Source organism: Luteitalea sp. TBR-22 (genome assembly GCF_016865485.1).
Taxonomy (GTDB): Bacteria; Acidobacteriota; Vicinamibacteria; order Vicinamibacterales; family Vicinamibacteraceae; genus Luteitalea.
Window position 1 is genome coordinate 6216173 of the sequence record NZ_AP024452.1, and the last position, 14891, is coordinate 6231063.

Genomic DNA, 14891 nt, shown 5'->3' on the forward strand with positions numbered 1-14891 from the left:
CGCGGTTTCCGGCCGCGCCGTCAGTCGGTCTGGTTCCCTGTCATTCAGTCCAGCGAAAGCAGCGCCTCGGCCGAGGCGGCTGCGGTGTGCACGAATCGCGACACGGGCACGGCGAGCGCCATGGCGTCGGCCAGCGACGACGACGAGCGCTCGAGCCCGAGTCCCTGGTTGCGGCTGTCGTCCCAGGCCTTCCTGAGTTCGCTGCTCACGCGACGGCGATCGGTCTCGGTGAGGTCCTTCGAGTGCAGGGCCTCGAGCAGGGCGCGGCTCATGAACGCCTTCGCCATGGCCTCGTTGCCGTAGGCCAGGGCCGCCTGCGCCTCGCGGAACGGCGCGTCGATGGCCGAGAGTGCGCGCCAGTCGTCGCGTTCCTCGACGCGCTCGATGCGCAGCAGCATGTAGTCGAGGCCGGTGACGGGCGCGCCCCGGAGGTGCAGCCGGCCCTGCTGCACCGACAGGTCGCGCGCCTCGAGGGCCGACGCCCCCTGCCGCAGGATCGCCACGTACCCGGCGTGCAGGGCCTTCGGCGCCTGCGCCCCCGCGTACGACAGGTGCACGCCGAGGTGCTGGCGTCCCGCCGCCGCGCCGAGCAGCACCTGCAGCGCCGATCCGAGTGCGCCGGCCGCGGCGACGGCCGTCGAGAGCGGCGGCGCCGCGAGCACGGCGCCCATCGTCTCGACCGCCCGGACCACTTCCTTCACGGCGCTGGTGCCCTCGAGCGCGAGCAGACCCGCGGCGATCTCGACGACGCCGCCGTTGTGCGGCAGCAACGGCGTGAGCAGGTGGTCGAGTTGCACGACGTCGCCGAGATGCGCCTGGTCGAGGCCGGGCAGGGACATCGGCCCGGCGACGATCGGGAACTCCTCGTCGGCATCACCGAAGCGGAGGCGCACCAGGACGTGCACGGCAGGGTGACGCGTCGCGAACCACTCGCGATCGCGGGCCAGCCGCATCTCCGCGAGCCAGATGCGGAAGTAGTCGACGCCGGCGCGGCACACCGTGCCGGTGTCGCCGGCAGGCTGCACGGCGCTCGCCGGCACGTCGTGCACCACGAGGGCTGCCGCCTCGCGGGCCCACCAGTCGTCGAGGATCGTCAACAGGCTCACGTGATGCCTCCGGGTCAGGCGACGTACACGGCGACATGCAGCGCGAGCTCGATCGCCGCGTCGCGAGGCAGCAGCTTCTGCGCGTGCTCGAAGATCATCTGGCGGGCGCGCAGCACGAACCCGAACGTGTCGAAGGGCATGCCCACCGCCAGCGCCGGGACGCGCCGCCCGAGCAGGCGCACGAGGTGGGCGCCGAGCTCGCCGTCGAGCGGCGGCAGCACCACCACGATCGGCACACCCTGTTCGGCCAGCGCAGCGCCGAACAGCCGGGCGGTGGCGCAGGCCTCGCGCCCGGCAGGCGTGAGCTCGAGCGACGCCCGACGCGGCGGCTGCAGCAGCACGCAGGCAGCCTCGGGGAACACGTGCGCGAGCTGTGAGGCATCGAACAGCGTGCCGCGGTCGACGTGCAGGCTCTCCAGGGACTCCCCCTCCAGCGCGTCGCGCCCGTGGACCTCGGCGAACAGGCCCTGGGGTGTCTCGACGGTCGACGCGACGACGTGCACCAGGCCGATGCCGGGCGCTGACTGGCCGGCGCGGATCTGCTCGGCGCTGGCCTGCGCCAGGGCGACGCGCTCGGCACGCACCGAGGCCTCCCACGCGTAGGTGGCCTGACGGGCCTCGCTCGGCGAGTCGGCGACGAGGGCGACCCGCAGCCGCCCCTCGGCTGGGCGCAAGGCGCGCGCGGCACGCGACGCGGGGACGTGCCGGACGACCGGCGGCCCGATCCGCGTGCCGTCGACGACGCCCGACCAGAGCAGCGCCTCCCAGCAGGGCCACGCCGCACGCCCCGACAGGAGGAGGTCGATCCGGTCGACACCGGCCGCCTCGCGCACCGCACTCGACAGCACCGTCCCCGACGGTGGTTGACGCAACGCATCGAGGCCGGCGTAGGCATCCGCGCGGCGCATGCGCAGCGGCGCGGTCGTCGCCACCTGGCCGGCCTCGTCGTGCAGGGTGACGGTGGCGTCGATCACGCCGGCGCGGCCGAACGACGCATCGCCACCCGAGAGGACCACCGCTGCCTGCCAGGCGCGGATCGGGATGCCGCCGTCGGCCGCCGGCGCCGCTGCACGCTGACGACGAATCAGCACCCACGAGGCCGCCGCCGCCAGCAGCAGCACGGCTGCGAGGACCGCCAGCCACACGGGGCTCGCGTCGGTCGACGGACTCGGCGCGAGCCGCCCCACCGGGAACGCGGGCCCGGCGTAGGTGGCCCCGCCAGCGCGCGGGCGGACCGGCGCCGGCGCCAGCGTGGGTTCCGACACTGCCTCGGGGGCGCCGGAAGGCGCGGGAGCTGCAGGAGCCACCGGCGCCCACGCTGGAGCAGGCGACGCGCTGGCTTGCGCCGACTGTCCCGCGCGGTCGCGGTACCGGTCGGACGGTGATGCAGCTCCCGCCTCGGGGGCCGGTCTCGCCGCGATGGCCGGTGCATTCGGCGCGGGCGCTGCGGCTGCCGGCGCTGCGGTGGCCGGCGTTGCCGTTGGCTCGCTCGCCCCGCCTGCCAGGTCTCCCTGGACCGCCGACGTGGCGCCCGACGACCAGCTGTCGATCGGCTCGCCGCGCGAGGAGCTCGGGCTCTGGGCGGCCGGCGGGACCGTCCGGGTGTTCCAGAGGGTGTCGAGCGCCATGATCGCGAACACGACCGCCACGACGATGGCGACCCACATCAGCGTCGACAGGCGCGGAATGCGCGCCGTCGGGGTCGGCACCGGCGCCGCCTGCGGCGCGGCGACGGGCGGCAACGCCGGCGCCGACCCCGATCCGAGGTCCATCGACACCGGCCGCGCCACGCTCCCCGTGGGGCGTTCGGCGCTCGGGGGCCGGGGGGCGGCGGCGGCCTCCGCCCGGCGCTCTCCCGTCCCGCCGCCGACCGGTGCGATGACGGTCTCCGACGTCGTCCCGTCGCCGCCGACGACGGGCCAGGCCCGCAGCTCGAGCGGGACCTGATCGGGCCGCGCGAACAGCACCTCGGGGCGCACGCCCGCATCGACCCAGTGATGCAGCGCGATGAGGCGATGGAGCCACGGCGTCCACTCGGCCGACGACGAGTCCGGCAACGGCAGGGAGACGGTCGACACCAGGACGTCCCAGGCCGGCAGGTCCGCAATCGCGCGGTTCCCCGCGCCTGTCGTCATGGCATCGTGCGCCGCGCGGAGGCCGGACAGGTCGACGGCTTCACGCGGCACGCCGGCGCGGACGCGCGTCAGTGCCAGCAGCGCCTGGACCTGCCACGTGCCGAAGACGTCGCCGGCGTCCTCGAACCACGTGAGCGCGAGCGCGAGCAGGCGAAGGGCCGGCGCGGGCAGCCTGAGCGCCAGCAGCTCGCCCTCCTCGAGCGCGATGAGGGCGGCGCGCCGCACGCCGACCCGCCGCACGAGCTGTGTCGTCGGCCCGCCCGGCGAGACGCCGAGCGCGGAGCTGCGCACCCACAAGCGCAGGGCATGCGCCGGCAGGGCCGGGTGGCGGCTCCACCAGTCTTCCGGGGAGGCCGGCGGGCGCGGACCGTGAGGCGTCGTGGCGTCGCTGCTCAGCTCCCCGCACTCCACCAGGTCGAGGGCCACGCAGGCCTGCACCCACTCGCCCTCGCCTTCCACGGCGGGCGCGAGCATCGAGGCGCCGGCGCGCGCCAGCTCCGCACGCTCCTGAGCGGTGAAGGCCCGCCGGGCGCGCCAGACGGCGTGCGCCGCGCCGCGTGTGGACACCGCCTCGTCCTCGAGGGCGATGGCCGCCGTCGACTCGGGGTTGAAGCCGCCCTCGTCGCCGATGAAGGCGCGCGCCCGCTCGCGACCTTCGACGTCGAGCGATCGCAGGCCGTCGCCGAGCTGTCGGCTCAGTCGCCCGTGCTCGCCGAGACGCAGGCGGGTCACCGCGTCGACCCGCGCCGCCTCGGCGGCCGTCGCCACGACCGTGTTGCGGGCGCTGGTGGCCAGCGAGGTCAACTCGCCGAGCAGGCGCAGGCCGTCCGAGGGCCGGCCCCGCTCGACGAGATCGATGGCCAGCGCGACAGCGCGCGGCGGCACGAGGGCCTGTCCGGCCGACTCCACCGGCGCCACGTCGTCGGGCCGGACCTGATCGTGGACGGGGCGTGCGCCGCGAGCCGTGTCGTCGCCCAGGACGCTCTCGCTGCCGGACGACACGCGCGTCGACGCGGCGAGCCGAAGCCGCAGGGCCTCGATCCGGTTGAGGGCGGTCGCGCTGCGCACCGGCGGGATCGTGGAGAAGCGCGCCAGCGTGTCCTCCACCGGCTCCAGCCCCGACAGGCCGCGGAGCGACTCGAGCACGACCCACGACGCGGCGTCGAGCCCGGCAGGCCACTGCAGGCACGGCGGCAGTTCGCGGTCGTGCGACGCGGTGATGGTGGCAAGCGCCTCGGCCAGGCGCTTGTGGGCCACGTCGGCATCCTGTCTCCGGGCGGCGAGGCGCCCGACGCAGGTGAGCGCCAGCGCGCGCGACGGCGCGTGCCCGACGCCGACCAGGGCCGCCGCGACGCGCTCCAGCATCGGCTCGGCAGGAGCGAACGGATCGCCGCGGCGGTCGAGGCTGTCGGCGCAGCTCATGAGCGCAGCGATCACCGGCGCCAGGTGCGCGGGCGAGGCGAGCGGCTGACCGACGTCGGTCAGGACGTTGAACAGGCGCATCGCCCAGCGATCGACCTCGCCCGCGTGGCGCTCCTCGGCGCAGCAGCCGGCGAGCGCCCCGGCCGCGAGGCGGGCGCGCACCGCTGCACGCTCGGTCGGGTCGTCGAGGGACGACGCGTGATCCCAGGCGCGTGGCCAGAGGTCGGCGGCGGCCGCGGCGCCCTGCGTCCGCATCACGCACTCGCCGTACGTGGTGAGGCAGGCGGCCCAGACGCCGGGATCGACGGCACGCGAGGCGAGTCCCTCCTCGTCGGCGAGCAGGCGGCCGAGCACGCGCGTGCCCCAGGCGGCATGTCCGCCGACGACGATGCGCGCGTCGAGGACGCGCCAGGTCGAGAGCATCGCCTGCCGGTCGCCCGGCACCAGCTCGGTGATGGCCTGCACGACGGCCTCGTCGGGCACCTCCGACGCGTTCCCCTGCCCGAGCAGGTGTCGCAGCACCGGGAGGACCCGGGCGCGCGCCGCGGCGATCTCGGCCGGCGCCTCGAGCGCGAAGTAGTGCAACAGCCGCGATCGCAGCTCCTGCTCGACCGCGTAGTAGCCGCCGGCCTGCCTGTCGATCCACTCCTGCGAGCCGAGCTCGCGCAGCACGGCGTCGGCGACGTCGGGACGGAGGTCGGCGCAGGCGCGCAGCGTCGCCTCGTCGAAGCGACCGAGCAGCGCGACGTGCGGCAGCAGCCGGCGGACGTCGTTGTTGTGGATCCGGTCGAGGATGCGGATCCGGACGAAGTGGTCGACGGGGTCGTCGAGGATCGCCGCCGGCGTCAGTCCCGGCTGCCGGGCGACCCAGGCCGCATACACCGACAGGCTGAACGGGCTGTAGCGCGCGACGGTCGCCTCCGGGGCCAGCCCGAGGGCGGACGACGAGGCGGCGGCGCCACTTCGCATGAGGATCGGATCGACCAGCGCGGCGGGCACGCCGACCCGTGACAGGTAGGCACGGGCTTCCTCTTCCGAGAAGGCGTGCACCCGCTCCAGCGCCAGCCACGGACGCGCCGGCAGGCCCGGCCCCACCGTCACGTCGCCGGCGTAGGTGCTCGCGAGCGGACGCCGGCCACAGAACACGACGCGCAGGGCCGGCAGCCGGGCGTGCAGCCGGGTGAGCAGGTCGAACGTGCGCTCGACGCTCTCGGGCAGTCGCCCGTCGATCCCGAGCCGCGCCAGTTCCTCGCACGTGTCGAGCAGCAGCACCACCCGCGCGCCGCGCGATCGCGCCAGCTCGGTGCACGCCCACGCGAACACGTCGAGCATGTCGTCGATCTCGGCCTCGGTGGTGCCCTCCGGGCCGGTGCGCTCGTGCAGCAGGCCGATCTTGCGGAACAGCAGCGAGAACCCCTCGGAGGCGCGGAGTCCCTCGTCCTTGAGGCGCAGTTCCTCGGCCAGGTGGGCAAACAGCAGGCCGGGCCGGCGCGCCGGGTAGTCCGGATCGATGTGGTCGAAGTCGATCCGTGCCGTGATCGTCGGCGGGATCTCGATGTCGGCCGGCCGGTGCGCCGCGGTGCCCGACGTCAGCGCCCGCATCAGCATCGTCTTGCCGACGCCGCCGCCACCGAGGTAGTGCAGGGCCCACGCCTCGTCCGGGCCGGTGAGCAGGTCCCGATACGCCTCGAACAGCGCCGGCCTCGGCAGGTAGTCACGCAGCAGCGCGAGGTCGGTGCGCTGCCGATCGAACAGCGCCAGTTGTCGCACTGCCCGCTGCTGCAGCAGCGTCGACTCGCCGGGCACCACCTCCGCGACGCGCTGCAGCGCCTCGATCCACAGCCACGCCTCCTCCGGCTTGTTGGCCGAGAGGGCGCGCTCGACCTCGTGCTCGAAGGCGCCACGGGACATCGGCCCGGGACTGCAGGCCTCGAGGGCCAGCACCGCCCACCGCCACGTCGAGGACGGCATGTGCTGGTCGTTGGGCTGCTCGCGCACGCGCTGCGCGATGCGGCCGACCAGCGCCCGCAGGCCGTCGCGGCCGTCCTCGGCGAGCGCCAGCGAGAGCCAGCGGTTGCGCTCCTGGCGCGGCATCCAGAACTGCAGCCGCGGCGGCAGGAACTGCCCGGTCTCGTCGATGGTCAGCGGCGAGGCCTCCGACTCGACCAGCCCCTCGGCGCGCCACGCGTCGAGGCGGGCCTGCTCCTCGCCCTCCACCCAGCCCGGGAAGCCGCAGCGCGAGGCCAGCACCGGCGACCACGCGGGCACGATGCACAGCCAGCGCGCCACCTCGCCGACCGAGGCTTCCGCCATCCGCAGTTCGGTCTCGACCTCGGCCCTGGCCTCGGCGAGCAGCGCCCGCATGCGTGAGAGTTCGGCGGCCATCGCGCGTCAGGGCTCCAGCGCCTGCAGGACCTGCTCGTCGTCGGCCTCGACGATCACGCTGGCCTGGCGGCACGCGCGCAGGGCGATCCGCAACTGGCCCGCCGTGCTCTTGAGGTGCGAGGGGTAGCCGTCGGCCGTCGCCTCGTGGATCAGGGCGAACCACTCGTCGAGCTCCTGCGGCGGGACGGCGCGCGCAGGGACCAGCGGTGGCGTCCGCTGCAGCAGGAGGTGGAGGTAGATCGATCGGTCGGTGAGCGCTTCGCGCAACGGGTGCAACTCCTCGCGGAACGCCCAGTTCGATACCGCGTCGAGCGCGGTGCGCAGCTGCTCGAACGGGCCGGCGTAGTTGGGATCCTTGCGGTAGGTGAAGGCGACGGGAATCGGGTCCTGCGGCGTGCCCAGGCCCCCGGCGCGGAGCAGGTCGGCGACGAAGCGGCCCGCCGCGTCGGCGTACCGCTGCACCTCGTCGAGCAGCACCACGGCCAGGGGGGTGCCGCTGCCCTGTGCCGGCACGCCGAGGTGCGCCACGATCTCGTCGCGCACGTGCCACAGGTCCTTCTGGATGGCCAGCCGCCAGGCCTCGGTCTGGTCGAGCAGCCAGGCGGTGCTCACCGCCGGATCGAGCGGCGCGGTCGCGTCACCCTGCTGGCGCTGCACGAGGGCGAGTACCTGCGGCACGGTCGTAAGCGCGCCGAGCCCGTAGTTCAGGCGCGTCTGCAGCGCCGCGGCCAGCAGCTCGCGGGCGATCGCCGGCACGTCGGTGGGCCGCTCGGGCGATCCCGACTTGCTGTTGTACGTGCGCAGGATCGGCACGTGACCGGCATGGACGGCCGACACGGCGAGTTCCTCGAGCAGGCGCGTGCCGCCCAGCTGCCGGTCGGCGTCGAAGGCGCTCATGGAGATCGCGAGCAGCCGACGGGCCGGCGTCGACGCAGGCGAGGTGAGCTGCCGCCACTGATCGAAGAACGCGAAGCGACCGCAGAACGCCGGTGGGTCGGACTGCCGACGGAACTGGCGGGCCGCCGTCTCCCGGCGTCGCGCCATGTCGAGCTCCGCCGGATCGACGGCCAGTTCGGCAGACGCCTCGACGAACACCACCGGCATCGCCCAGTCCACGCTGTCGAGGGGATCGAAGCCGTGGGTGAAGGCGCCCCGTCGCCCTGCGGCAGCCGACCACGTCGGGTTGCCGCGCAACAGCGACTGGTAGAACTGCCGCGTGAACAACCGGCACGCCAGGTCGGCCACCTTGCCGCCCATGCCGACCACCAGCGCCGGCCCGCCGTTGATGCCGTCGCCTCGCACCAGCTCGGCGCCGAGCGGGATCGTGTCGGCGTGCGTCGGCAACACGGCAGACCCGGTGCCGAACACCGGCGCGGCCGACAGTCGATCGACGGGATCGTCGCCCGGGACCGGCGGGGTCGCGCTGTAGCACGCGTTGAGCACGACGACCGGCGGATAGCGGGTGGTCCCGGCCTCGTCGGTGGTCGCCAGCAGCGCGAGGAGTTGCGGCGCCGTGTAGTCGACGTACGGCAGGCCCGGGTCGGAGGCCAACAGGCGAAGCGCGCCCCGCCCCTCGATGAACCCGCCGTGGCAGATGAAGTGCACCACCGACGGCTGGAAGCGCGCGATCTCGGCCTGCAACGTCTCGGCGGTCGCATCTCGGAGCACGCGCGAGTCGAGGGTGAGGTCGAGCGCCTGCAGGCGGCGCAGCAGGCCGAGGTACTCGGCGCCGGCGCGCACCTCCGCGTCGTCCTGCAGCGATCCGACGACGAACAGCACGCGCGGCGAGAACACGCGGGGCGTCGCCGTGGCGCCCGGCGCCGTCACTACCCGGCTCATGAGCACGAGCGGTCCCGGACGTGCCGCCAGGAAGTGCTGGCCGTCGTGCATCAGCTCCCACGGCAGGCGCATCAACGCCCAGGCCTCCGGTGGGCAGGCGATGCGCAGGTCGATCGGCGCCGCCGCGGCGGCCGCGAGCATGGCATCCCACACCGGTTGTCCCAGCACCAGCTCGAACAGGTACCGGCCGAACCGGCGCGCCATGCCGTCGGAGGCCTGCCCGCCGGCCATGTTCGCGTACCAGCGTCCGAGCGTGCGGGCATCCAGCGCATGCAGCACGTCGGCGTCGGCAGCGCCGTCGGCCAGCGGCGCGTGGCACGCCGGGAACGTCAGCAGCACGTCGTCCTGGTCGTCGAGCGGCAGCGCCTGCAGGCGACGGGCGCTGCCGGCGAGCACGGCGCCAGTGGCGTCGCGCACCTCGGACGACCAGGCCGCGGGCGTGCCCGGCCCGGCCGGGTCCGCGGCGCCGAGGACCACGGTGAAGCGCACCGGCGCGGTCATGGCAGCGGCTCCGCGTCCATGAGATCCCGCGCCAGGGCGGCGCACTGTGCCTCGAGCACGGCCGTCGGCACGCCGGCGGCGCCGCGCGTCCCGCGCTCGCGCAGCGCCGGCAGCCAGGCCAGCAGGTCGGCGCCGATGCCATCGCCGTCGAAGGCGGTCGGTGTCGCGTCACCGTCGCGGCGGCGCATCACGGTGGCGGCCACGGCGGCGCGGATGTCGGCACGACGCGGCTTCGGCTCGGGCGTCGCCGGGCGGCTCGTCAACCGCTGCGACCACGGCAGCAGCGCCTTCCGGCGCCAGTCGCCGGGCGCCCAGTCCGCGAGGTCGCGCCACGACGAGCGCTGCACGCGTTCGGTCAGCAGGGCCTCGACGACGTGTCGCCCGGCCTGGGCAGACGCCGAGAGCGAGGCATCGGCATCGACCACCGCCTGCCATCGCGCGAGTTCCGTCTGCAGGTCGTCGAGTGGCGCCCCGAGCCGGTCGAGCGCGTGCGCCATCACCAGCAGCCGCACGGCCGGCGGCGGGTAGCTGTCGCGCCGCTGCGACAATCCGGCGGGATCCTGCGTTTCTGCGGTGGACAGGGCCCACAGCGCCCATGGGCCGTGCATCAGCGCAGCATAGAGATCGGCAAACGTCTCGCCGCTCCACCGCGTCCAGTCCTGTGCCGTGGCCGGGTCGAGCCCGCAGCCGTCCACCAGGCGGGCTCGTGCTGCCGGGCCGAGGAGTTGCGCGTCGACGACATGCCCGACCTCGTGCCCGAGGTGCACGAGCCACCAGGGCGCGGTGGCGCACGATGCCGGCACGCGCACCACGGCGAACGGCAACTGCTCGAGCGCAGCGCGCAGGAAGGGGGCATCGACGTCGCGTCGCAGTTCGCCGGGGACGAGCCCCTGCGGGAACACCTCCGGCGTCAGCCCGGGCTCGACGAACGGCAGCGGCGGCGGACCGGCCATGCCGTCACCGACGATGCCCAGCGAGGCGAATGGCTCCCTGTAGCAGCTCCACACCACCTCGTCGGCGGCGCGCAGCACGGGACCGAGCACCGCGTCGTCGCGCTGATCGAGGCGGACGCGCAGGAACTCCCAGAGTCGGCGAAGCCACGCCAGGCGCCGGTCGTGCACGCGACAGGCTTCCGACACGTGGGCGCCGGCCGTGGTCATTGCCGTGATGGGACCGTGCAGTCGGTCGAGCACGCCATCGACGAGCGTGTGCGCCGCCTGCAGTTGCGAATGGTGCTGGCCAGTGGCATCGGCAAGGCGCCGCCGCGCATGCCACTCCCCGAGTTCGCGCTTGAGGCGCCGCCACTCCGCCTCGGTCTCCCACACGCCGGGCATGGCGTCGGCCTCACGCGAGACGGGCGCGCAGCGCCGCCGAGCCCTCGCGGGCCAGGCGGGTGAGGGTCGTGGTACGCGCCGCCGCTCCGGCGGGCGCCGACCTCGGAAGCGCGGCGCCGCGCTTCTTCGGCCCGCCGCCCTTCAGCACGCGGGCGCGCACGTCGGGGTTGGTCGCCACCTGGAACAGCAGTTCGTCGCCGAGTTCGGCGAGCACGAGGGGCAGGTCGCGATCGGTGGTGCGCAAGGCCCGCACCAGGCCGCGGCGGACGACCGCGGGCTCGACCTCCGGGTAGTACGGAAGGAAGCGATCGACGTCGTTGGCGCCGCGCGGCGCCACCGAGGCGCGCACGCGCAGGCCGCTGGCGGGCGGCGTGGCCGGCAGCGGCGCGCGCAACAGCTTCTCGACGTCGAGGATGCCGGCGCCGTGCTTGTCCCGGCGCCAGCCACGCGGCGTGTTCACGCCGTGCGTCATCAGCACTTCCTTGAACACGGCGGCGATCTGCCCCTTGCCGTACCGGGCGGTCAGCGTGTCGCGGCCGTGGAACGCCAGCCACAGCGCGCAGGCGCCGGCCGTGGTCGCCACCGCGTAGGACGTCCCGGATCCGGTGTCGATGATGTCGTCGGCCGGTCCGGCATCCTTGCCGGGTCGGGCCACCCACACGCTTTCGCCCGGCGCAGTCACGTCCACGGTGTCGCCGCTGGCCGAGTGCTTCCAGATGCCGCCACGGCAGTTGCAGGCGGCGCAGGCGATCACCTGGTCGAGTCGGGCCGGGTACACGACCCAGGGCCACACGTTGCCGGCCGCCGCGAGCACGACCACGCCCTGCGACACCGCGTAGGCGACGGCCCGCTCCAACGCTCCCGACGGCGCCACGCCGCCCAGACTCATCGAGATGACGTGGCAGCCCTTGTCGGCGGCGTAGCGGATGGCCTCCGCAAGACGATCGAAGCCGAGCAGGACGACGCGCGGCGTGACGCGGAGCGGCACGATGGTGGCCGCCGGCGCGATGCCCGAGACGCCGCGACCGCCGCCCTGCGCCGCCCCGCCGGGGCTGCTCATGATCACGCTGGCCGTCGTGGTGCCGTGCCCGGGGTTGCCCGGCTCGAGCGGGTCGGCGGCGTCAGGCTTGCGCAGCACGAAGTCGTAGCTGTCCCCGACCCGAACGCGCGGCGCCGGATCGAAGAGCTCGGCGTGCCGCGTGTACCCGGTGTCGGGGTGACCGACGACGATGCCCTCGCCGCGTGCACGGCCCTCGGGAGTGGGTGGGGTCAGCGCCCAGGCCTCCTTGACGCGGCACAGCGCGAGGCTCCACTCCACGTCGTCGGCGGCGCACGGGAGCGGGGCGTCGGCGCTGAAGTCGCGAGGACGGATGACGGGGGTGGCTGGCGGCGTCGCCAGCACCCCGGGCGGCGGTTCCAGGCCCGGCTGGTCGATGGCTGGCTCGGCATCGGCGATGTCGCGGTGCCCGGCCAGGGCGCGCGTGAATGCCCAGGCCTCGCCCACCGGAATCGCGGCGCCGTCGGCACGGGTGACACGGTAGTCACGCGCCCCGACGCCCAGCGGCTCGACGACATACCCCTCGCCGATCGACTCGCGCACGGCCGCATCCGCAATGGCGCGAGCCGTCGCGTCGCTGAGCTCTGCTGGCGCGGCGTGGACCAGGAGCCCGCGACACCTCGCCACGTAGGGGTCCGACGGCGCCCCGCTCGCCGGGACGAGGCCGGGTGCCGACGAGGGTGACCGGCGTTGGCGACGCGGTGACGGGGTCGAACGGCGAAGCCGCGCGGGGTTCGTTCTGGCCATGGCAGTGCTCGCGGGACGCCTCTCCGGTCGGGGCCGGTGCTCGTCGGGGACATCTGTCTTAACGCTCGCGATGCGCCGAACGGACAGGTCGAGCTGGCGGCATCGGCCGGCCCGGTACGGTTGCGGCACGTCCGCCGTTCTTCCCGATACGCCGGCCGTCCCCAGGCCGGTGCTTCCAGGAGACAGGGCGCATGGGCGGAACGGCTGGATGGACGACCGCGGCGCTGCTGGGGCTGACGCTCGCGGCAGCGACGTCGATGACGCGGCTCCCGACCGCGGCGGCAGGGGCCGGGCAACCCGCAGGCACACCGCAGCCCCGCTACGGCACCGAGGAGGACTACGGCTACGGCTCGCGGCTGTCCGACATCGAACGGAAGGGGCGCGACACCTGGTACTTCTGGACCGGCGGCAACCAGAAGTTCTGGGTACGCATGGCCGAGATCACCGACGGCAACGTCGACCTGCTCAACTACGTGGACTCGCGACGGCACGGTCGACGCTTCCGCGAGCTGGGCGCCGTCACCCAGCCCGGCTGCCAGGCCGCGACCGGCCCCGATGCGTACGGCCTGTGGCTCGACACCTGCCCGCCCGACGCCCTGCCGCCCGAGTTCGGCCAACCCGCCGGCATCGTCGGCCTTCGCCGCTTCGACAACCCGAAGTTCGATCCGGCCAGGTGGAACGCCGAGCAGTACCGCACGCACCCGAAGGGCATCGAACCGCCGTACCTGATCGGCATGGCGTGCGGGTTCTGCCACGTCGGCTTCAACCCGCTCAACCCGCCCGTCGACCCGGAGCGCCCGAAGTGGAGTGAACTGGCCGGGGCGATCGGCAACCAGTACTGGGAGGAAGGGCGCCTCTTCAACCTGAAGATGACCCCCGAGGACTTCCGCTGGCACCTCGGCAACCGGCAGCCTCCGGGCACGTCGGACACGTCACGCTTCGCCACCGATCACGTGCACAACCCCAGCAACATCAACGCGATCTTCCTGCTCGCGCATCGCCCCACCGTGATGGAGCGGATGCCCGACGGGTCGGAGCGCGCCGTGCACCACATCCTCAAGGACGGTGCCGACTCGGTCGGCGTGGCCGGCGCGTCGCTGCGGGTCTACGTCAACATCGGCATGTGCTCGGACATCTGGCTGACCCGGATCGACGCCGTCGCCGGGCTCGTACCGCAGAAACCGTTCCGCATGGCCGAGGCGCGCGAGAAGTGCGAGGACTGGCGCGCCACCGAAGCGCGCATGGAAGCCGCGGAAGCGTTCCTCAAGACCGTCGGCCCGATGCACCTCGCGGATGCGCCGGGCGGCGCGCGCTACCTGTTCGAGCCACAGGACGAGGTCGCCGAAGGTGGCCGGGTCTTCGCGCGTGAGTGCGCACAGTGCCACTCGAGCAAGCAGCCCCCGACGCCACTCGCCGACCCGGGCGCGAGGAAGGCCTGGTTCGAGGACGCCGTGCAGTCACCGGATTTCCTCGCCGACAACTTCCTCTCCGACGACCGACGTTACTCGGTGCGCGAGATCGGCACCAACGTCGCGCGGGCGATGGCCACCAACGCGCAGAAGGACCACGTGTGGGAGGAGTTCTCGTCGGAGACCTACAAGCAGCTGCCGCCGGCCGGCGTCATCACCGGGCTGTACAACCCGCGCAAGCCCGAGGAACCGCTGACCGTCACCGTGGCGCAGGGCGGCTACTACCGCACGCCCTCGCTGGTGTCGATGTGGGCCACCGCGCCGTACCTGCACAACAACGCGCTCGGGACGTACGTCAAGGACCCGTCGGTGGTCGGACGCATGGCCGCCTTCAACGACGCGGTCGAGAAGCTCCTCTGGCCGGAGAAGCGCCTCGGCGTCCAGTCGATCATCGTCACCACCACGCCCAGCGCCCTGAAGGTCACCGGCCGCGATCAGCCGGTGCAGATCCCGGCGGGCACGCCGGTCGACCTGATCGCGCGCGTCGACCCGACGCGGCTGCCGGCCATCGTGCGCAACCGCGTCGTGCTCAACCTGCTGTCGGACGAGACGCTGTTCCGGGGCTTCCTGCGCAACAACGTCGCGCCGGACTTCGTGCTCGACCGCGGGCACTACTACGGCACGCGCCTGGCCGATGCCGACAAGCGCGCGCTGATCGCGTATCTGAAGCGGTTGTGAGGTAGGGCGCGGTCTCCGACCGCGCCGTTGCAGTCACGGCCTTCGTCATGCCTTGGTTCGTAGCCGTCGGCCCTGGCCGACGGTCAGCGATGCCCGGCATCGAGCCACGCGTCGAGCTGAAGCTCGACGCCTACGACGATGGGTTCTTCGCTCTTCGCTCTTCGCTCTTCGCTCTTCGGCGTTAAACGTCAAACGTTAAACGTCAAACGTCAACGGAG

6 protein-coding genes are annotated in these 14891 nt (G+C 73.8%); 1 reads left to right on the forward strand and 5 read right to left on the reverse strand.

Translation table 11 applies throughout. The features are described 5' to 3' along the window. Window positions 1-44: 44 nt before the first annotated feature. The 5 genes from TBR22_RS25640 to TBR22_RS25660 are packed head-to-tail and all read right to left on the reverse strand — an operon-like array spanning window position 45 to window position 12322. A complete protein-coding gene (locus tag TBR22_RS25640) occupies window positions 45-1106 on the reverse strand; it encodes a hypothetical protein (protein WP_239490692.1) in 1062 nt (353 codons plus the stop codon). Window positions 1107-1120: 14 nt separating this feature from the next. Continuing rightward, window positions 1121-7048 carry a hypothetical protein gene (locus tag TBR22_RS25645; RefSeq protein WP_239490693.1) on the reverse strand — a complete coding sequence of 1976 codons (5928 nt, stop codon included), beginning with the start codon at window positions 7046-7048 and terminating at the stop codon, window positions 1121-1123. Window positions 7049-7054: 6 nt separating this feature from the next. Continuing rightward, window positions 7055-9388, reverse strand: a complete 2334-nt coding sequence (locus TBR22_RS25650; protein WP_239490694.1) for a CHAT domain-containing protein — start codon at window positions 9386-9388, stop codon at window positions 7055-7057. Further along, a complete protein-coding gene (locus TBR22_RS25655) occupies window positions 9385-10722 on the reverse strand; it encodes a hypothetical protein (RefSeq protein WP_239490695.1) in 1338 nt (445 codons plus the stop codon). The genes TBR22_RS25650 and TBR22_RS25655 overlap by 4 nt, the downstream gene beginning before the upstream one ends. 10 nt (window positions 10723-10732) lie before the next feature. Further along, the gene (locus TBR22_RS25660) at window positions 10733-12322 is read right to left on the reverse strand and encodes a S8 family serine peptidase (protein ID WP_239490696.1); all 1590 of its coding nucleotides are present in this window, start codon (window positions 12320-12322) and stop codon (window positions 10733-10735) included. A 395-nt stretch (window positions 12323-12717) separates the two neighbouring features. Here TBR22_RS25660 and TBR22_RS25665 point away from each other — a divergent pair, with 395 nt between their 5' ends. Continuing rightward, window positions 12718-14673: a hypothetical protein gene (locus TBR22_RS25665; protein WP_239490697.1), complete on the forward strand. Its 1956-nt coding sequence runs from the start codon at window positions 12718-12720 to the stop codon at window positions 14671-14673. Window positions 14674-14891 lie beyond the last annotated feature (218 nt).